Origin of the sequence: Pseudoalteromonas sp. SD03 (genome assembly GCF_040937955.1) — a bacterium.
Lineage (GTDB): Bacteria > Pseudomonadota > Gammaproteobacteria > Enterobacterales > Alteromonadaceae > Pseudoalteromonas > Pseudoalteromonas tetraodonis.
The window spans coordinates 18,077-37,891 of sequence record NZ_CP162515.1 but is presented as its reverse complement, the minus strand read 5'-3'; the positions used below and the strand labels follow the sequence as shown (position 1 = coordinate 37,891).

The 19,815-nt window shown below is 39.0% G+C and carries 22 protein-coding genes; 15 read left to right on the top strand and 7 right to left on the bottom strand.

Going from position 1 to position 19,815, the window contains the following annotated elements; all coding sequences use genetic code 11:
• Positions 1 to 289: 289 nt before the first annotated feature.
• The 15 genes from ABZP26_RS16645 to ABZP26_RS16575 all read left to right on the top strand — a co-directional run bounded on the left by ABZP26_RS16645 (position 290) and on the right by ABZP26_RS16575 (position 11,545).
• Positions 290 to 568: a hypothetical protein gene (locus ABZP26_RS16645; RefSeq protein ID WP_013463251.1), complete on the top strand. Its 279-nt coding sequence runs from the start codon at positions 290 to 292 to the stop codon at positions 566 to 568.
• A 228-nt stretch (positions 569 to 796) separates the two neighbouring features.
• Positions 797 to 1,375, top strand: coding sequence for an LON peptidase substrate-binding domain-containing protein (locus ABZP26_RS16640; RefSeq protein WP_368485759.1), 579 nt, complete (start codon positions 797 to 799; stop codon positions 1,373 to 1,375).
• Positions 1,376 to 1,445: 70 nt separating this feature from the next.
• Positions 1,446 to 2,069: a sigma-70 family RNA polymerase sigma factor gene (locus tag ABZP26_RS16635; RefSeq protein WP_013463253.1), complete on the top strand. Its 624-nt coding sequence runs from the start codon at positions 1,446 to 1,448 to the stop codon at positions 2,067 to 2,069.
• A complete protein-coding gene (locus tag ABZP26_RS16630) occupies positions 2,062 to 2,727 on the top strand; it encodes a ChrR family anti-sigma-E factor (protein WP_013463254.1) in 666 nt (221 codons plus the stop codon). The genes ABZP26_RS16635 and ABZP26_RS16630 overlap by 8 nt, the downstream gene beginning before the upstream one ends.
• An 8-nt stretch (positions 2,728 to 2,735) precedes the next feature.
• Positions 2,736 to 3,689, top strand: coding sequence for a DUF523 and DUF1722 domain-containing protein (locus tag ABZP26_RS16625; RefSeq protein ID WP_024600872.1), 954 nt, complete (start codon positions 2,736 to 2,738; stop codon positions 3,687 to 3,689).
• Positions 3,689 to 5,083 carry a deoxyribodipyrimidine photo-lyase gene (phrB, locus tag ABZP26_RS16620; RefSeq protein WP_368485758.1) on the top strand — a complete coding sequence of 465 codons (1,395 nt, stop codon included), beginning with the start codon at positions 3,689 to 3,691 and terminating at the stop codon, positions 5,081 to 5,083. The genes ABZP26_RS16625 and phrB overlap by 1 nt, the downstream gene beginning before the upstream one ends.
• Before the next feature lies 1 nt (position 5,084).
• Positions 5,085 to 5,513, top strand: coding sequence for a nuclear transport factor 2 family protein (locus tag ABZP26_RS16615; RefSeq protein ID WP_013463257.1), 429 nt, complete (start codon positions 5,085 to 5,087; stop codon positions 5,511 to 5,513).
• Between the two features lie 2 nt (positions 5,514 to 5,515).
• Positions 5,516 to 6,226 (top strand): SDR family NAD(P)-dependent oxidoreductase, encoded by a 711-nt coding sequence (locus ABZP26_RS16610; protein WP_368485757.1) that lies wholly within the window; start codon positions 5,516 to 5,518, stop codon positions 6,224 to 6,226.
• Positions 6,223 to 7,476, top strand: a complete 1,254-nt coding sequence (locus ABZP26_RS16605; RefSeq protein ID WP_036954817.1) for an NAD(P)/FAD-dependent oxidoreductase — start codon at positions 6,223 to 6,225, stop codon at positions 7,474 to 7,476. The genes ABZP26_RS16610 and ABZP26_RS16605 overlap by 4 nt, the downstream gene beginning before the upstream one ends.
• Positions 7,469 to 8,206 (top strand): DUF1365 domain-containing protein, encoded by a 738-nt coding sequence (locus ABZP26_RS16600; RefSeq protein WP_036954815.1) that lies wholly within the window; start codon positions 7,469 to 7,471, stop codon positions 8,204 to 8,206. The genes ABZP26_RS16605 and ABZP26_RS16600 overlap by 8 nt, the downstream gene beginning before the upstream one ends.
• A 54-nt stretch (positions 8,207 to 8,260) precedes the next feature.
• Positions 8,261 to 9,523, top strand: a complete 1,263-nt coding sequence (locus ABZP26_RS16595) for a cyclopropane-fatty-acyl-phospholipid synthase family protein (protein WP_033104221.1) — start codon at positions 8,261 to 8,263, stop codon at positions 9,521 to 9,523.
• Complete coding sequence (locus tag ABZP26_RS16590; protein ID WP_028834799.1) at positions 9,501 to 10,001, top strand: DUF2878 domain-containing protein; 501 nt, start codon at positions 9,501 to 9,503, stop codon at positions 9,999 to 10,001. The genes ABZP26_RS16595 and ABZP26_RS16590 overlap by 23 nt, the downstream gene beginning before the upstream one ends.
• Positions 10,002 to 10,031: 30 nt before the next feature.
• A complete protein-coding gene (locus ABZP26_RS16585; RefSeq protein WP_013463263.1) occupies positions 10,032 to 10,520 on the top strand; it encodes a chalcone isomerase family protein in 489 nt (162 codons plus the stop codon).
• Between the two features lies 1 nt (position 10,521).
• Positions 10,522 to 11,061: a DUF3833 domain-containing protein gene (locus tag ABZP26_RS16580; protein WP_013463264.1), complete on the top strand. Its 540-nt coding sequence runs from the start codon at positions 10,522 to 10,524 to the stop codon at positions 11,059 to 11,061.
• A gap of 208 nt (positions 11,062 to 11,269) precedes the next feature.
• Positions 11,270 to 11,545 carry an HU family DNA-binding protein gene (locus ABZP26_RS16575; RefSeq protein ID WP_008112559.1) on the top strand — a complete coding sequence of 92 codons (276 nt, stop codon included), beginning with the start codon at positions 11,270 to 11,272 and terminating at the stop codon, positions 11,543 to 11,545.
• A gap of 66 nt (positions 11,546 to 11,611) precedes the next feature.
• On the opposite strand, the gene ilvN is transcribed toward ABZP26_RS16575, so the two are convergent.
• From ilvN to ppnN, 7 genes are all read right to left on the bottom strand, one after another.
• On the bottom strand, positions 11,612 to 12,112 hold the full coding sequence (gene ilvN / locus ABZP26_RS16570) for an acetolactate synthase small subunit (protein WP_128583281.1): 501 nt from the start codon (positions 12,110 to 12,112) through the stop codon (positions 11,612 to 11,614).
• Complete coding sequence (locus ABZP26_RS16565; protein WP_013463266.1) at positions 12,112 to 13,836, bottom strand: acetolactate synthase 3 large subunit; 1,725 nt, start codon at positions 13,834 to 13,836, stop codon at positions 12,112 to 12,114. The genes ilvN and ABZP26_RS16565 overlap by 1 nt, the downstream gene beginning before the upstream one ends.
• A gap of 461 nt (positions 13,837 to 14,297) precedes the next feature.
• The gene (locus tag ABZP26_RS16560) at positions 14,298 to 15,305 is read right to left on the bottom strand and encodes an isocitrate dehydrogenase (protein ID WP_013463267.1); all 1,008 of its coding nucleotides are present in this window, start codon (positions 15,303 to 15,305) and stop codon (positions 14,298 to 14,300) included.
• 179 nt (positions 15,306 to 15,484) lie between these two features.
• The gene (locus ABZP26_RS16555; protein ID WP_215522192.1) at positions 15,485 to 17,167 is read right to left on the bottom strand and encodes a hypothetical protein; all 1,683 of its coding nucleotides are present in this window, start codon (positions 17,165 to 17,167) and stop codon (positions 15,485 to 15,487) included.
• Complete coding sequence (locus tag ABZP26_RS16550; RefSeq protein ID WP_024600863.1) at positions 17,167 to 17,562, bottom strand: DUF3192 domain-containing protein; 396 nt, start codon at positions 17,560 to 17,562, stop codon at positions 17,167 to 17,169. Before ABZP26_RS16550 ends, ABZP26_RS16555 begins: the two co-directional genes overlap by 1 nt.
• 69 nt (positions 17,563 to 17,631) lie before the next feature.
• Entirely contained in the window at positions 17,632 to 18,405 is a 774-nt protein-coding gene (xni, locus tag ABZP26_RS16545; protein ID WP_013463270.1) for a flap endonuclease Xni, read from the bottom strand.
• An 8-nt stretch (positions 18,406 to 18,413) separates the two neighbouring features.
• A complete protein-coding gene (gene ppnN, locus ABZP26_RS16540) occupies positions 18,414 to 19,757 on the bottom strand; it encodes a nucleotide 5'-monophosphate nucleosidase PpnN (RefSeq protein WP_013463271.1) in 1,344 nt (447 codons plus the stop codon).
• Between the last annotated feature and the right edge of the window lie 58 nt (positions 19,758 to 19,815).

Here is a 19,815-nt window from a genome sequence, read left to right as displayed (position 1 = left end):
TTACCACTTATAATTTGGTGTTTAGTGTACAAGTGTGCGCTGAAATTATCAATTGAGAATTGATTGACATGGTGCTGCCAGTTTATGGATTACGGTATGTTAAAAAATACACTACTATTTGGTTATATTTTTTAAATTGTTAGTTAAATTAACTAACACATATTTTATAAATCTTAAGATTTTTATTTTATATCTTTATAAAACAAAGGTTTATTAATTTTTTTCTTTATGGCACAGCCCTTGATTGTATCTAGGTGTATTAACCAATAAACAAACAAGGAATAACATTATGAAAACTTCAATTAACATGACACTGGCTAGTTTACTTTTATTAGGTTCATCTCAAGTACATGCAACAGAGGTCGATTTAGATATTACAGATATGTTGACTAAAACGGTGACAACTTATGTATCACAAGCAACCCATGAACTTGAACAGTCAGTAAAAGAAGCCGTTTCTTTTGATGCCCAAGCTATTTTAGATGGTTTACTACAAACCAACCCAGTTGTTGATAATAGTGGCATTGATGAAAAGCAACTTGTAGTAAAAACACAACAAAAGCAATAAAAATAGGGAATAAGTGATGAACAGCGAGTTCGAATTGTTAGCCCTGATGTTGGCGCCAGTGGCAAGTGTACTGAGTGTATATTACATCGCTTACATGATAAAAAATGTGGGAACGAGGTTTAATTAGCGAATGCACTTACACGGTAAAACAATCGATGTAACTAAAGCTGATCGACTTCAATAGAGCGCACGTAAATAAAGGCAGAGTGTTTGAAAGAAGTAGACTTTATGAAACGTGCGATTTTCCCATTACCGATTTTTATATTACCTGAAGGCTATACGCGATTACGTATATTTGAGCCTCGTTATTTGACGATGGTTAAAAACGCATTAAAAACAAACAGCGGTTTTGTACTTTGCACCTTCGAACACGACACACCATTTAATATAAGCGCCCAAGGGTGTTTAATGGATATTATTGATTTTGATCAAGACGAAAGCGGTATGCTGTTGATTGATGTTTTTGCATCAAAAAGTGTGCAACTAGATAACGTGTATCAAGACGAACAGGAGTTACGCCATGGCGAGGTCTCTGCGTGCAATACACCTTATTGGTACAATAGCAGTAATCATGACATTGGTGAACATCAACTACTTCAAGTGGCACTAGAAGAAGTATTCTCTAATAACCCACAGCTACAGTCTCTTTATAAACATACCCAGTTTAATCAACTTACTTGGATTGTTGCCAGATGGCTTGAGCTTCTCCCTATTTCTATTGAGAAAAAACAACAACTTGCATTTGAAACTAATTTTGATAACTTGCTGAATTTCCTCCATACTGTGATTAATAACGAATTTGCCTAAAATAATTTTGATCCGCTTACATTCTTAGCTCGTAATGGTACTTACAAAAGCTATAACGGGACATTTTACTATGGTAAGTCAACAACAAACATTACGTTGTGAACCTAACACAGGTAAGTATACTGCCATGCCAGAAACGCCAAGTACGGAACTCAGGGAAGCATTAGTTAATGTAGCCCAATCTCGCGATAAAAAATCTTTCGCGTACTTGTTTGAATATTTTGCACCAAAGATCAAACGCTTTGGCATTAAGCAGTTTGGTGTAGAGGCCCAAGCAATGGAGTTGGTGCAAGAAACGCTCACTTCAGTGTGGCGAAAAGCGCATTTGTACAACAGCGACAAAGGCGCAGCCACTACGTGGGTTTACACGGTAATGCGTAATGCGTCCTTTGATATGCTTCGAAAAATGAAAAGCAACAAAGAAGAAAATATCAGTGAAGACATCTGGCCGTTATTGAATGAATCAGAAGATACACATCACGAATACAGTGACCACCTTGAAGATAAACAAATTAAGCGCTACCTAGATAAACTGCCACAAGCACAAAGAGAAGTGGTACGCGGTGTTTACTTTCAAGATATGTCGCAAGAGCAGCTTGCTCAACAATTAAACATTCCAGTAGGCACGGTAAAATCACGATTACGTTTAGCCTTGCAGAAATTACGTAATGAAATGGGAGATCAGCATGATTAAACATCACCCGAGTGAAACACTACTGACACAATACTGTGCAGCAACACTTCCCGCATCACTAAGCTTAGCCGTATCTATTCATGTAGATATGTGCCCAATATGCCAAGCTGAGGTTGAAAAACTCGAGGCAAGTAATGCAAAAGCAGTGTTTAGTGACAACATGAATGTTAATAACGATGAGCAAAGCGACGATATAGCGGACTCAGGGTTGCTTGAATTAATCACGTCAGACGATTCGATTGATGAAGTTTATGCCGTTGAACCTGTCACTATTGAAGTGAATGACTATAATTACAGCTTACCAAGAGCATTAACACGTATTTCTCATAGCAAATTTACACAAGTAGGTAAGCTTGCTCGTTCACGTATAGCGCTTGACGATGGGCATTTGCGCTCGAGTTTATTGCACATAGACGCAGGCGGTGAAATTCCTGAGCATACACATACAGGTTTTGAAGTTACGCTACTTCTTGATGGCGAATTTACAGATGAAGAAGGCAGTTATGTACCAGGTGATTTTATTTGGCAAGATGGCCGTCATCAACATACTCCTTTAACAAAAGAGGGATGTTTGTGCTTTACTGTAGTCAGTAGTGCGCTACATTTCAATAAAGGACTTAGCAAGTTGCTTAATCCAATTGGCAGCTTGATTTATTAAGAGAATCTATGCAAACAGATACAATAAAAATAGGTATTAGCGCCTGCTTAGCAGGCGAAAAGGTAAGATTTGACAGCGGCCACAAAAAATCTAACTTTTGTATGGAAGAGCTGGCAAAACATGTTGAATATAAAATGTATTGTCCTGAGGTTGCGGTTGGCTTACCTATACCGCGCCCGACAATTCGTCAAGTAAGAACTGCTGATACTATTAAAGTGTGTCGTCCAGATGGTACAGGTGATGTTGGCCCTCAGCTAACAGAATACGGCAAAAAAATAGCCACCGAGCAAGCTGGTCATTTAAGTGGGTTTGTTTTTTGTGCTAAAAGCCCGAGTTGCGGCATGGAGCGCGTTAAAATTTACAATGAAGCAGGAACCGGTAACACCTCTGAAGGGATTGGTTTTTTTGCAGAACAAATCATGAAACACAATCCATTACTGCCCTGTGAAGAAAACGGTCGTTTGAACGACGTTCATTTACGCGAAAATTTTGTTATGCGTGTTTATACATTACATAATTGGCAGCAGTTAGTGAAAGAACCCATTACAGTTCATCGGTTAACTCAGTTTCACGCGCAATACAAATACTTGTTGATGGCTCATAACTATCAAGCTTACCGTGACTTAGGCCACTTGCTTGGTACTTATTTAGGTGATGATATAAACGCATTAGCCGATGAGTATATTCTCGGTTTAATGACCGCGTTGAAACGTCCTGCGTCAAGAAAAAACAATTCAAATACTTTAATGCACTTGCAAGGTTACTTCAAAAGAGATTTATCGAAAATCGAAAAAGAAGAAATGCGAGATGCAATAGACGAATATCGCCAAGGGTTGGTACCGCTTTATGTACCACTAACCTTGCTTAAGCATCATTTAAAGGTTCATCCTAATGAATATTTAAGCAAGCAAATATACTTTAACCCTTATCCTAATGAATTAAAGTTACGTTACGGTTTGTAATGAATACACTATTTTGGTTTAGGCGCGATTTGCGCCTTTTTTCAAACGAAGCGCTTATTGAAGCGTTAAATAATGGTGCTAAACACACCATTTTTTTTGTGTGCGAAAAACAATGGGCACAGCATAACACTGCACCAATTCAAATTGATTTGCTAAAACGCAGAGTCAGTTATATCCGTGAAAAATTAGCTGAGTATGGCATTAATTTACACGTGATAGAGGCTCCTTATTTCACAGACTGCCAAACTAAGCTTCTCGATTTTTGTCAGCAGTATGAGATTAAACACATAATAGCCAATAAAGAATATGAGCTTAATGAGTTTAATAGAGATAAAGCGATTCAAGCGCAATGCGATCAACAGCAAATAACATTTACTTTATACGAAGGTGACATCATTGCACCTGTTGGCAGTGTACGCACACAAAACAATGAAATGTATAAAGTGTTTACGCCCTTTAAGCGGGCGTGGTTAAAACAGTATCAAGATACTCACTTTAGCTTGGCGCCGTGGCCATTATCTTCAAACCCTATTGATATTGAATCGTGTGAATTACTCAGCAGTGATGACAGTTCAAAAAAATGGCCGGTTGATGACGACACTTTAGCGAATGTGGTCGATAATTTTATCCATGATAAATTAGCAAGTTATGATGATGTACGCGATATACCTAGTGTAAAAGGAACATCGGGTTTAAGCCCATATTTAGCATTAGGGGTTGTTAGCAGTAAGCAGTTAATGGTCAACATACAACAGCAGTATCCAGATATTTTGACTACCTCAAAAAGTAAAACCTTTACGTGGGTGAACGAGCTGATTTGGCGTGAATTTTATAAACACCTCATTGCCGAATTTCCTAAATTATCGCGCGGTGCTAATTTCAACGAAAAGTACGATAGTGTTGTTTGGCGTGATAATGAGGCTGAGTTTAAGCTTTGGTGTGAAGGCCGCACTGGCTATCCACTTGTTGATGCTGCCATGCAACAGCTATTGCAAACTGGTTGGATGCACAACCGTTTGCGAATGGTAGTGGCAAGTTTCTTAACTAAACATCTTTTAATCGACTGGCGTAAGGGCGAGCAGTTTTTTATGCAGCACCTTATTGATGGTGATTTAGCCTCGAATAATGGCGGCTGGCAATGGGCGGCAAGTACAGGCTGTGATGCACAGCCTTATTTTAGAGTGTTTAACCCTATTACTCAAAGTGAACGCTTTGATCCAAGTGGTCAATTTATTCGTAAATATCTGCCTGAATTAGAAAAAGTCCCAGATAAACACATTCATTTTCCTCATACCTATTTAGCGGCAACGGGGCAAAGTGAACACTGTTACTGGCCGGCAATTGTTGATCATAAAGCAGCACGAGCTAGGGCTTTAGATGCATTTAAGGTGTGATATGGATAACCAATTATCAGTCGATAAATTTGTAGAAATATATCAAAAGCTTGATAAAAATAACCTTGAGTTATTAACCGAAATTTATGCAAAAAATATACAATTTATAGATCCGCTGCACGAAATTAATGGTCTAGAAGATTTAAGGCGTTATTTTTGTGGTTTATACAGTAATGTTAAGGATTGTCGATTTGACATAACCGATTCATTTACCAACGATAATAACGCATTTGTGTATTGGACAATGTACTACTCTCACCCAAAACTGAATGCCGGTAAAACCATCACAGTGCAAGGGCACAGCAAGTTGGTATTTGAAGGCGACAAGATTGTAAAACATCGAGATTACTTTAATGCTGGTGAGCTGTTATACAAGCATATCCCATTACTAGGTAATATCATTAATTTTATTGATAAAAGGGCTGGTTAACTATGATTACCCTTATTACAGGTGCAACGTCGGGTATTGGTGAGCAACTTGCTATTAAGTATGCCGAGCAGGGTGATACAGTGATCGCTTGCGGGCGTAATACGCAAAAACTTGCTGAACTAGGTAAACACAACAACATAGAAACCTGCCAATTTGACGCCACTAATTTACAAGATATAAAAGCGGCAATGTTAGGGTACACTCAATTTGACCGCGTAATTCTCAATGCTGGCAACTGCGAGTATGTTGACGATGCACGTAATTTTGATAGCGCCTTATTTGAGCGCGTTATTAATGTTAATTTATTATCAATGGGTTACTGCTTAGAGGCACTTTTGCCAAAAATAGTCTCGGGCGGGCAATTAGTGATGGTTAGTTCAAGTGTTACTTATTTACCATTACCGCGTTCAGAAGCCTACGGCGCATCAAAGGCAGGCGTTAGTTATTTAGCTAAGAGCCTAGCGATAGATTTAACCGATGTTGATGTGACATTAGTACACCCTGGTTTTGTAAAAACCCCTTTAACTGATAAAAATGATTTCCCTATGCCGATGGCTGTTACAGCCGAAAAAGCGGCTGACTATATAATAAAAGGCGTCGCTAAACGCCGCAAAGAAGTTCATTTCCCCTATCGTTTTACACTTATACTTAAAGCATTGCGAATATTGCCACTTTCGCTTTGGCTTAAAATTGCAAAAGGATTAACCCGTTGAAAAAAATAGCAATAATTGGGACTGGCGTATCAGGTTTAACCTGCGGGCATTTACTGCACAAGCATTACGATGTCACATTATTTGAAAAAAATGATTATATTGGTGGTCACACCGCAACTGTAGATGTAGAGCACAGCGGTATTAATTACGCGGTAGATACGGGGTTTATTGTATTTAATGATAGAACGTACCCTTATTTTGAAAAGTTGCTTGAACGCATTGGTGTAAAACGTAAACCGACACAAATGAGTTTTAGTGTGCATAACGAAGCAACCGGCTTTGAATACAATGGGCATACATTTAGTAGTTTATTTGCTCAGCGCAGAAATATAGTTAGACCTAAATTTTGGCGTTTATTGTATGACATCGTGCGTTTTAATAAGTTATGTAAGGCTTTGCACGCAAAAGGTCACTACACAGAGCAATCACTAGGTCAATTATTACAACAACATCGTTTTAATGATTTCTTTAAATACCACTACATTTTACCTATGGGTGCTGCCATTTGGTCTACTAGCATTAAAGAAATGGAAAATGTAGGGGTTGAGTTTTTTGTAAAGTTTTTCTTCAACCATGGTTTGCTAGACATTGCCAATAGACCTCAATGGTACGTTATTCCCGGTGGCTCGCGAGAATACATTAAGCCTTTAATTGCCGGTTTTGCCGACAATATAAAACTTAACAGTCACATTAAGTCTGTCACTAGAAACGCAGAAGGCGTAACAATTACCTTTGCAGATGATCAGCAAGCACAGTTTGATAAAGTCATTTTTGCCTGTCACTCTGATCAAGCTTTAGCTTTGCTTGGCGATCCTTGTGAGCAAGAAACCACTGTTTTGGGTGCTATCCCGTACACAGAAAATTCAGTAGTACTTCACACTGATGAATCATTATTACCGGATAGAAAAGCCGCATGGGCAAGTTGGAATTATTTGCTTAATAATAATACCGATAAAGCGGCGGTGGTTACGTATCAAATGAATATACTTCAAGGGATCAAATCAGATACACAGTTCTGCGTTACCTTGAACCACTTAGAAGGTATTAATCAGAGTAAAATTTTACGTGAATTTACCTATCATCATCCTGTATTTAACCAAGAGTCTATTGCCGCCCAACAGCAAAAACATACCGTTGATGGACAAAATAACACGTACTTTTGCGGAGCGTATTGGTACAACGGTTTTCATGAGGATGGTGTGCGCAGCGCCGTTGATGTGGCCAAGCAACTTGGAGTAGAGTTTGACTAATGCAGTGTATTTAGGCGATGTTAAACATCGCCGTTTTGCTGTTAAACACCACGCGTTTAATTACCCGCTTTATATGATGTGGGTTGACTTAAATAACATCGAAGCACTTAACGGGGTACATAAACAACTTGGTACCACAGGATTTAAGGCTTTAAAATTTAAACAGTCTGATTATTTGAAAGGATTGCCGAATACTGACAATAACCCCATTGTAGAGCGTGCTCACGCTCAGTTAGCTGCGCTAGGGGTTACAGAAAAGTTCAGTCATGTTTATATGTTAGGGCAGTTACGCTGCTTGGGTATTTACTTTAGCCCCGTTAATTTTTATTTTTTTGGCCATGATGATAATCAATTTAGCTACATGGTCGCTGAGGTGAGTAATACCCCATGGAATGAACGACATTACTACTTGGTTCCACTACAAAAAAAAGTGAACTTTAAGAAAGTTTTTTCCGTATCACCTTTCATGAACTTAGATATGAACTACCATTGGACTGTTCGACAAAAGCAAGACAATATACTGATACGTATAGAAAATAAGCGCGATGACGAATTACTTTTTGACGCATCACTAAGGTTACAGCGTCAAACACTCTGCACAGCACAAATGAGTAAATTGCTTAAGCGTTTTCCAGCAATGACATGGTCTATTTTCAAAGGTATTTACTATCAGGCATTTAAACTGTTTGTAAAAAAAGTCCCATTTTTAGGTCATTCAGGTAGATCATAATTTTTTATTAATTTATGTTGTTTAACAAGTAATAACAATAATATAGGTAAGTGTATGGAAAAGGTATCGAGCTTACGCGTTCAAGAACGCACAAGTTGGTTTACTAACTTATACAAGAAGTTAGTATTCAAAGCGTTCTCGTCTATTGAAACAGGCCAAATAGTGCTTGTAGACAATAATCAGCAGTCTGTATTTGGCGATACGTCATCAGAGCTTAAAGTAACGGTAACCGTTAATGATACTGCTATGTATAAAGCATTTGCGCTCTCGGGAAGTATTGGCGCGGGAGAATCTTACATATTAGGGCAGTGGCAGTGTGATAACTTAACTCGGTTGATAGAAATTTTTGCAATTAACCAAGACCAACTAGACGCATTTGAAAAGAAATTCGCTTTTTTTAGTAACATTGCTCATCGTATAAACCACATTAAAAATAAAAACTCTCACTCGGGCTCTAAAAAGAATATTGTTGCACACTACGACTTAGGCAATGACTTATACGAGTCTTTTTTAAGCAAAGAAATGCTTTATTCAAGTGCCGTATACCCAAGTAAAGACGCCACCCTTGAGCAAGCACAGCAATACAAACTACAGCGTATTTGTGAACAAGTCGAGTTACAACAAGGCGACACCGTCATTGAAATTGGTACAGGTTGGGGAGCATTTGCGATTTATGCGGCTACTCACTACGACTGCCATGTAACAACCACTACCATCTCTGATGAACAGCACGATTATGTTGCAAATAAAATTAAAGAGCTTGGGCTTGAAAACAAAATAACTTTACTCAAACAAGATTACCGTTTACTAACCGGTAAATACGATAAGCTAGTATCAATTGAGATGATAGAAGCGGTTGGTCATGAGTACTTGCCTAGTTTTTTCACTCAGTGCGGTCAGCTATTAAAAGACGACGGTGCTATGCTTATTCAAGCAATTACAATTAGCGACCAGCGTTACCAGCATTATTTAAAAAATTCTGACTTTATTCAGCAATATATTTTCCCTGGTGGGTGTTTGCCTTCGCTCAACGAAATGAGTGAGCAAATAAAAAATCATACCGATATGAATATCCACACAGTTAGCGATATTGGTGCTCACTACGCAAGAACCCTTGCTGATTGGCGAGATCGTTTCATTGCAAGTTGGCCAAACCTCGATAGTAATAAATTTGATGAGCGATTTTATCGTTTATGGCTATTTTACTTTGCTTATTGCGAGGGCGCATTTAGAACTCGCGCAACAAGTACCGTGCATTTAATGGCACGCAAACCCCGTTTTACGAGTAGTAATGATGAGATTGCACTCGCTTATTAATTTTGTACTGTTTCAAGTAGTGTGGTTTTTATGCCTACTGCTTGAACAGCATTCAATTGTCTATTCAACAGTAGTCATTGCATTAATGTTTTATTTGTCAGCGCAAAAAAAACAGGATGCTTTTTTGCTTCTAAAGTGCTTACCACTAGCCTTACTAAGTGAATTTATCGCGGTTAAGTTCGGTCTGATTGAATTTAAAGTAGCGCCATTTCCGCTTTGGTTAGTGTTTTTATGGGCTGCTTTATTGCTATGTATTAACACCTCAATGTCGTTTTTAACAACCCTCAAACCTTGGCAAGCGTTTATTGTATGTTTAGCGTTTGCACCAGGAAGTTACTGGGCGGGGGCGCGATTCGACGTGTTAGAACTCGGCTTGCCGCTATGGCAATTTTGGCCTTTATACGGTGCTTTATGGGCTGCAACGTTTAGCGTTATTTTATTTATTAACGGTAAAATTGGCGCGTTTATTAAGCAATAAAACAATTGTATTTACTGCTTGGAGCTGATTATGAAAACGCTTTTAAATTTAGTACTAATTTATGCCCTGTTTAACCATGCTGCTTATGCTGATACCCAGTTTAACAAAGTGGGCGAGGCACGTATGGAATACCTTTTTTGGGATGTTTATGATGCAACGCTTTTTACTCCCTCTGGATCTTATAGTCCCAAGCAAACGCCGGTTAAATTTACTTTAACTTACCTGCGCGACTTTGATGCTAAAGACATTGTAAAAGCCACTAAAGAGCAATGGCAACATTTAGGTAAATCACAATTATCAGCTCGCTATGCAGATAAATTATTAGCCATATGGCCAGACATTAAAAAGGGTGAATCGTTAACCTTACTGACCGATCAGCAAGGACACAGTATTTTCTTTCACAATGACAATGAAATAGGCCGCATAGAAGACACCACTTTTGCAGATGACTTCTTAGCTATTTGGCTAAGTGAGAACACCTCAGAACCATCGATTAGAAATCAACTTTTAGGGATTTAATATGATTAATCTAAAACGTATCAAAGTAACTTTGCTACTGGTAGTAAGCTTCTTTATTGCAAGTTGTTCAGCGCCGAGTGTAGAGCATTACAAAGGCTCAGAACCTAATTTCGATTTTAAGACTTTTTTTAGCGGCGATTTAAAAGCCTACGGTGTTGTACAAGACTTTAAAGGCGAATTAACCCGAAAGCTTGTTGTAGACTTGAGCGCTACGTGGGATGGCAACCAAGGCGTTATTGAGGAAGACTTCGTTTATGATGACGGCGAAACCCAAAAACGTATTTGGAAAATAACCTTAAACGACGACAACACGTTAACCGGTACTGCTTCTGATGTTTTAGGCACGGCCACAGGCAAAAGTGAAGGCAGTGTTTTTCATTGGAACTACAATGTAGAAATTCCTTACGATGGCAGCACTTTTGAAGTTAACTTTGATGATTGGATGTATTTAGTCACCAACACGCGCTTGATAAACCGCACATCTATTGTTAAGTTTGGCGTTGAGGTCGGGGAAGTGACCTTAGTAATAGAAAAAATATAGCGACTCATCACAGTGCATAGCTGCACTATATTTGTGCTTAAATTAAGTTTTTGTTAACCCAACTCGCTGTATTTTACAGTGAATTATTATAATTTTACTAATTTTTTAGTATTTTAGATAAAAAACGTAATTTGCTGTTGCTAACTCTTCGAAAATGCATAAAGATAGGATTTGCGAAGGCAAAATAATAACGAATAGGAATCTAATAATGAACAAAGCTCAACTAGTTGAAAAAATCTCTACTGACGCAGAAATCTCTAAAGCAGCCGCTACACGTGCACTTGATGCATTCACAGGCGCTGTAACTTCTTCACTAAAAGAAGGCAACTCTGTTGCATTAGTTGGTTTTGGTACTTTTTCAGTTAAAGAACGTGCTGCTCGCACAGGTCGTAACCCACAAACAGGTGCAGAAATCCAAATTTCAGCAGCGACTATTCCAAGCTTTAAACCAGGTAAAGGTCTTAAAGACCAAGTAAACCTATAAGGTTTAGGTTTATAAAAATAATAAAAGGGCTATTAAGCCCTTTTTTTTTTGCCGTAAATTTAACGCTTATTTAGCTTTAAGCGCCTTATCTCCGCGACCAATGCCGACCGCGCCAGAGCGAACCACTTCTATAATGTCTGTTTCATGACGTAAGGTATCTAAAAACGACTCTATTTTATCGGTGCTGCTTACCAACTGTAGGCTGTAACTTTGACGCCCCATACCTAAAATAGCGCCCTGAAATACATCTACAACCCGCGTTACAGCAGCTCGCGTAGCTTCATCTTGAGCAAATACTTTTACTAGTAACAGTTCGCGCTCTATGTGGCTCATTTCGGTTAAATCAATCACCTTAAGTACATCGACCAGTTTATTTACCTGTTTGGTGATTTGCTCAACAATTCTATCATCGCCTTTAGTGGTGACAGTAATACGCGAGAGTGACTCATCATCAGTGGTTCCAACAGTTAAACTATCAATATTGTAAGCTCGTTGAGAAAAAAGCCCCACTATACGTGATAACGCACCGGGTTCATTTTCTAATAATATAGATAATATACGACGCATTATGCCTTTACTCCTTTTCTTAACCACATCTCATCTATGCCACCGTGCTTAATTTGCATCGGGTAAACATGTTCTTTTTCGTCTACTAAAATATCTAAAAACACTAATCTATCGGTTATCGACATGGCTTTGTCTATTGCCGGCTGTAATTCATCCAGTGTATTGACTCGTATTCCTACATGGCCGTAACTTTCTACAAGTTTTACAAAGTCAGGAAGTGATTCCATATAGGAAGAGGAGTGTCTGCCGCCATAAATCATATCTTGCCATTGTCTAACCATACCTAGTGAACGGTTATTTAACGAGATCACTTTTACCGCTAAGTTGTATTGTAAACAGGTAGAAAGCTCTTGAATGTTCATTTGAATAGAGCCGTCGCCAGTCACACATAAAGACTCTTTATCCGGAAAGGCGAGCTTAACCCCCATAGCTGCTGGTAAGCCAAAGCCCATGGTGCCTAAGCCACCTGAGTTGATCCACTGACGAGGGTGCTTAAATGGATAATACTGCGCTGCAAACATTTGGTGTTGGCCCACATCTGAACTGACATAAGCATCACCATTAGTCGCTTTATAAATAGCCTCTATAACTGCTTGAGGTTTAATTTTATCGCCATCGGTATTGTAGTTTAAGCATTTTTGTTCGCGCCAACTGATCACCTGTCGCCACCAATCTTCTTGTGCACTGCGGTCTATTTTTATTGGGCTTTTATCTATAGCAGTTTGTAACTGTTCAAGTACCGTGGCTAAACAGCCAACAACCGGAATATGTGCTTTTATGGTTTTGGAAATTGAAGTCGGATCGACATCTACATGCACGATAGTGGCATTAGGGCAAAACTTTTGTACGTTATTGGTAACTCGATCATCGAATCGTGCGCCAAGGGCTAAAATAACATCAGCATTGGCCATGGCTTTATTTGCTTCTAATGTACCGTGCATACCCAACATACCAATAAAGTTAGGGTGAATGCCTGATATACCACCTAGTCCCATTAGGGTATTGGTAATAGGGGCATTAAGCGATTCGACTAAATGGGTTAGTTGTTCTGATGTATTTGAAAGCACAATTCCGCCACCAGAATAAATAACCAGCTTTTTCGCTTCTAAAATAGCAGTAACGGCCTTACGAATTTGTTTAGAGTGACCCTTGGTATTAGGGTTGTAGGTTCTGAGTTCTGTTGCCGCTGGAAAGTTGTAAGCAAAGGTTAGCTCAGGGTTAAGCATGTCTTTAGGAAGTTCAACGACAACTGGGCCTGGGCGACCTGAGCTGGCAATATAAAAGGCTTTAGCAAGAATATTGGGAATTTCACTAGCGCTTCTACAATTAAAGCTATGCTTTACAATCGGACGAGAGCAGCCAACAATATCCGTTTCTTGAAACGCGTCATCGCCAATTAAGTTGGTTGGCACTTGACCTGATAACACCACCATCGGAATAGAATCCATATACGCAGTTGCTATGCCTGTTACACAGTTTGTTGCCCCTGGTCCAGAAGTGGCAAGTACAACACCGACTTCACCGGTTGCTCTTGCGTAACCATCGGCCATGTGTGTGGCGGCCTGTTCGTGACGGACTAAAATATGTTCAATATCATCTTGCTGAAATAGCGCATCATATAAGTCTAATACTGAGCCACCGGGGTAACCGAATATATACTTAACGTTTAACTCTTTTAATGACTTAACAACCAATTCAGAGCCATTATATTCTTGTTTACTCATCCTCATTCCTCTGTTGACTGATTTATGCAAAAAAAAACCCCCGCGTAGTGCGAGGGTTTTAAAAAGCATATTTCACCTTTTAATACATCCCCGCTGGGCTTATCACTAAGACCAGTACGAGTAAGACTAAAAGACGAAATTGTGTGTTCATGATGTTTTGCTCTTTAAAATAAAATGCTGTTTAAATTACAATTTTTGTATGTGGTTATTTTTAAGGCTTTTGCGCGCTCATGTCAACCCAAAACTAACGTTTTTGGATTAAAAATTCATTTTTATATCTTTTTTAATCTTAAATTCTAATTGATGTAAAGTATTCTCACATTAAAAGCAGAAATTATGCATTTTTAATTTTAAGGAGTAGGGAGCTTAAATACACATTAATTACATTAAAGTGATACAAGCGGTTTTGAGCAGGCATAAAAAAAGCCAACAGATGTTGGCTTTATAATTCAATTATACTGTTACAGACGGTCGATTACCGACTGAGTGAAGTCAGTTGTACCATGGCTGCCGCCTAAATCGCGAGTAGTACGGTCGCCTGATTTAATTACATCAGCCACTGCGCTACGAATGCGCTCTGCCGTATCGCCCATATTTAAATGCTCTAGCATTTGAATAGACGCTAAAATAACTGACGTAGGGTTTGCTAGGTTTTTACCTGCAATATCAGGTGCGCTACCGTGAACAGCTTCAAAGATAGCCGCATCTTCACCAATGTTAGCACCAGGCGCCATGCCTAAACCACCAACTAAACCAGCACATAAATCAGATAAAATATCGCCGAATAGGTTAGTCGTTACAATTACGTCAAACTCTTCCGGTGTCATTACTAGTTTCATACAGGTTGCATCAACAATCATTTCAGTTGATTCAATCTCAGGGTAACGTTCAGCCACTTCACGAGCAACTTTTAAGAACAAACCCGATGTTGATTTTAAAATATTTGCTTTATGAACAGCGGTTACTTTTTTACGGCCTTCGCGTACAGCTAGCTCGTATGCAAAAGTAACGATTTTTTCAGCGCCTTCACGGGTGATCACAGACATTGCCTCAGCTTCGTTGCCATCAGCACTCACTACTTGACCTGCACCTGAATACATACCTTGGGTATTTTCACGAACAGTAATAATATCAATGTCATCGTAACGTGCTTTAGTACCTGCGAACGACTTCACAGGACGAACATTAGCGTATAAACCAAACTGCTTACGAAGTGTTACATTGATTGATGTAAAGCCTTCGCCTACAGGGGTCGTTAATGGACCTTTTAAAGTGATTTTATTTTTAGCAATCGTGTCAATTGTTTCTTGTGGAAGCAATTCGCCCGTTTTTTCAAGCGCAGCGAGGCCAGCGTCAACAAATTCATAATCAAAATCGCATCCTGCGGCTTTTAGTATTTCAAGTGCTGAGTCGATAATGCTTGGGCCGATGCCGTCGCCTTTGATCACTGTTATGGTTTGTTTGGCCATGAACTTTTCCTTTAAAGATTTGGATACACACATAAATAAAAAATACTCACAGAGTTTAGACTACTTATATGACAGGGGTGCTAAATTTAAGCCGGCATTTATACCAATTTATTGAACATTTTGCCAGTTTATACTGCAAATACAGGGTATAACTTTAATTTATAGTGATAATAAGCCAGCTAAATACTATTATGCAGACCTAATTGCTGCAGGGATTGATAAAAAATGACCTCACTTTTCCAGCCATGGCGGGTGAGTTGTTGATTTAATATCTGCTGTTGCCATGCTGTTAATGGTTGGTCAGGTTTAAGTGCGCGCTGGGCTACAACTTTCAAAGCTGCCCACAACTTAGCGCTATCATCGAGCTGCTTTTTAGGCAATGTTTCAGCTTTTAATAACGCTATTGCCCAGGGGTCGCTACTAAGTAATTCATTAAGCTCATTAGTTAAATGAGGGGTATCAACATTGTTTATGCCAAAAAATGTGCATATTGGCGTATCTAAGGATTTATTCGGTGTTTGGTCTAAGGTGATTTTTCTAGAAACTTCTGGGCTGTAATTAATTAATAGATAATATAAATAGGCATATAGGCTCAAACTAATGCGTTCACTTTGCAAATTTTTATCGTGTTTTACTAACAGCTCTACAATGTTGACTAAACAACCCATGCGGGTACACAAAAATGTATGTAAAGGATGGGCAATACTATTTACCAACTGCTCAAAAACCATGCCTTGAATAATCGCAGGGGCCTTATCGTAACCTACCATAGACAAGCTATGCCTTAAATCTTTTGCCGGTTGCAGCTCTTTATTATACTGTTTTACTGCATGGCACACTGATTTTATAACATTAGGATAAGGGGTAAGTAATGTATTTAATGCTTTGTAATTGTACTCTTGTTGGTTTTTTATTTGTTTAACTAATTCGTACAAAGAGGACTGTGTGTCGTCACTCTTATGAACAATATGCAGGTATTCACTGTCCCAAACTTTTAAAAACAAGCGATCGTCATTACACGGCCATGCCTTTAAGCCATCCTCTAATGATGCTTTTATTCGATACCAGGCCATTTTTGTATTGGCATTATTAACGATAATATGACGGCCTGCCGAATCTGTAGCCAAATAAATCATTGTTTGGTCAGCATAAACCACTTGGCTACCTGGTACATATTGTCCAACGTGTGCTACTAAGTCTTTTAGTAGCTTCTGTGCGAATGAGTTGGGGGTTCTTATGTACAAATCAGCTATGGCTTTATAAAAACTAATATGCTGCTGTTTTGCGTTGCAGGTTACGTTAAGCGCCAAAATATTTGCCAAAGCAACCAATACACTGGCTCCGTCATAAAGCATGACTTTAGGCGTGTTTAATAATGCGTGTTTGTATTTGGCTAGTTTAGCTAAAATATGGGCAATTTGATGTGCTGGTTGTTGTGATGTCAATATCACTTTGGCAGCGAGTTTATGGCGTAACTGCCACATTTTAGTGTCGGTATTAGTAAATGTTTGCTGTTGGGCTAGTTTATTCAACTGATTAGCAACACAAAGGTGTTCCACCAATGAGGCACTGATATAAAGCTCTGTTAAGTGTTTATCGTAATTTTGGCTAGCACTTAATGCACAGGTTAAAACACATTGATTAACCACTAAATTGGTTGCAAAGCTATAGTGTGTTTTATACAAATTGAGCTGAGCTTGTAACGCCGCTGGGTTTTGTTTATATAACGCTGCGTATTGTTCTGCAAGTTTACAAACAATCGGGTAAAAAGTATGCCACTGGTTTTTATTATTATGTGAACCTAAAAGCAACTGTGTGCTTTCGAGTAGCTTTTTTAGGTTACCCGACAGTGGTGCTTCCATTAAATTGTTCCATCATTTTGCTCAAGGTATTTTTCATAAGCACTTGGGCCCCACATTATTAGTTGGCCGTTTTTAAATAATAACCCGGTACATTCATCCATGGTGGTAATGCCATCCGAGGTTTTATGTTGTGTACGATAAAATATAACTTGCCACACCTGTTCACCATCGCGCTTCGCGTAGGTTAAATCTGGGCTGCCTAAATATTCAAGCACAGCATTTAGCGTAAAAGCATCTTCTAAGCGCAGTTTTTCAATATAGCGTTTATTGAATGCTTCGCGGTCTTGCCAAATCATTGCTTGTGGATCGTCTTTATAAAACATAATAACCGACGTGGCTATCAGTGCATATAAACCTAATCCCAATATCAAATACCTAAAAAACTTTTTAAACATTGCCTACCCAGACCAATATAACTATTACTAGTATACGTATTGCGATCGTTCAGTGCCATTAACTTGCGACTAATTAAGCCTTAACTGCTTTAAACTAAAGCCTAAGTGGATATCAGTACGCAAACTCACCAGTTGTTTAGAAATAACAAACATATCCATATCATCAGCAAGCTTTTTTTGTAAGCGCGCACTTAATGATTCATCGCTTAATGCCTCTTCGAGAGTGTTGTACTGATTCACCAATTGTTGTGCCGATTTAACACCAATGCCTTTAACACCTGGAATGTCATTGGTTTTGTCTCCTGCCAGGGCCCAAAAGTCTATGAGTTTGTGTTGTGCCACGCCAAAACGTTCTTGGATATGCTGCTGTGTGAGCTGTTGTTTTTTAAAGTAATCATAAACTTCAATTTGCTCATTTAAATGCGGTAAAAACCCTTTATCGGTAGAGACAATAGTGTTATTTATCTGATTGTTGGCGGCTTTATGGGCTAATGTTGCAATAATATCATCGGCTTCATCGTTAGTCGGCTCAAATACCACAATGCCGGTTTCTTCAATGGCCGCTTTAAAATGTGGCAAGGCTTCTTTTAACGTTTGTGGCATCGGGGCGCGCGAATGTTTGTAATCTTTGTAAAAGTGATAGCGCCAACTTTTATCGCCATCAAATACAGCAATTGCATGGGTTGCATTAGTGGTTGTTATGAGTTTTTTGCAGGCATGTGCTACTCGAGCGCAGCATGCTTTTAACATATGTTCGTCGCTGTGATGCGTTTGGTTAGCATCAACAGCATAGATGCGCCTAATTAAATTAAGCGCATCAATAAGAAGTAAATGGGGATTCAATTATAAACTCACGCTTTTATTGTATAACAAGGAATATACTTACTGCCAGGGAGCTTCATTCTACCTTGTTCTACAAACGCTTGTAAAAGTGTGTCCATTGCTTTCATTAAATCAGGCTCGCCACTGAGGACATATGGGCCGTCTTTTTTAATCGCATTTAAACCTTCTTCTTTTACATTTCCCGCCACTATTCCCGAAAACGCACGGCGTAAATTAGCCGCTAACTGTTGTTTGGGTTGATCAAGGTGTAAATCAAGCGACGCCATAGCCTCATGAGAGGGGTAAAAAGGTTGCTGAAAATCACTGTCTATTTTCAAGGTCCAGTTAAAGTAATACGCATCTCCTTGGCTTTTACGGTATTCGCGTACACCATTCATTGCCGACTTTAACTTTTGGCTTACTAATTGAGGGTCATCAATAATTACTTCAAATTTATCTAGGGCTGCATCGCCTAAAGTCATTTGAATGAATTGACACAGCTCCTCAAAGTAAGCTTCACTTTGTTTTGGACCGGTAAGAATAACAGGTAAACATTGCTTTTCGTTTTCAGGGTGCAACAAAATACCTAATAAATACAATAGTTCTTCTGCTGTGCCTGCACCACCAGGAAAAATAATAATGGCATGAGCGGTGCGAACAAAGGCCTCAAGTCGCTTTTCAATATCGGGTAAAATAACCAGTTCATTCACAATCGGGTTAGGTGGCTCAGCTGCAATAATGCTGGGCTCAGTTAAACCTAAATAACGGTTGTTAGTTATACGTTGTTTGGCATGACCAATAGTGGCGCCTTTCATCGGGCCTTTCATTGCACCAGGCCCACAGCCAGTACAAATATTTAACCCGCGTAAGCCTAATTCGTAACCTACTTGTTTAGTGTATTTATATTCTATTTCGTTAATAGAGTGGCCGCCCCAACATACAATCATGTTAGGTTCACTATTTACTTTAAGAGCGTCGGCATTTCTAAGCATGTCAAAAACCATGTGGGTAATGGCTTTAGTTTCTTGGAGATTTTTTTCATACTTTTGGCAAATAAATAAGATATCGCGAATAACCGAAAATATGTGCTCATGTATGCCGGTGACTATGTGGCCGTCAACGAAGGCCGTTTGCGGCGGGTTCTCTAATTCAATTTTAATACCGCGTTCACGGCTTACTAAACGAATATCAAAGTCTTTATGTTTTTCGTATATATCGTTACTTACATCGGTATGGCTGCCTACATTAAGCACAGCTAAAACACAATTTCTGAATAACCTGTAGCGTTCGCTTGTTGATGACTGTTCTAGTAGGTCTACTTCTAGCTGCGATAATAAATCTAATACCCCTGTTGGGTTTAACTGTATTAGCATCGGCATTCTCCTTGATACTTCTTGGGTAAATTTACTGCGTAATTATGCCTTGTACTCA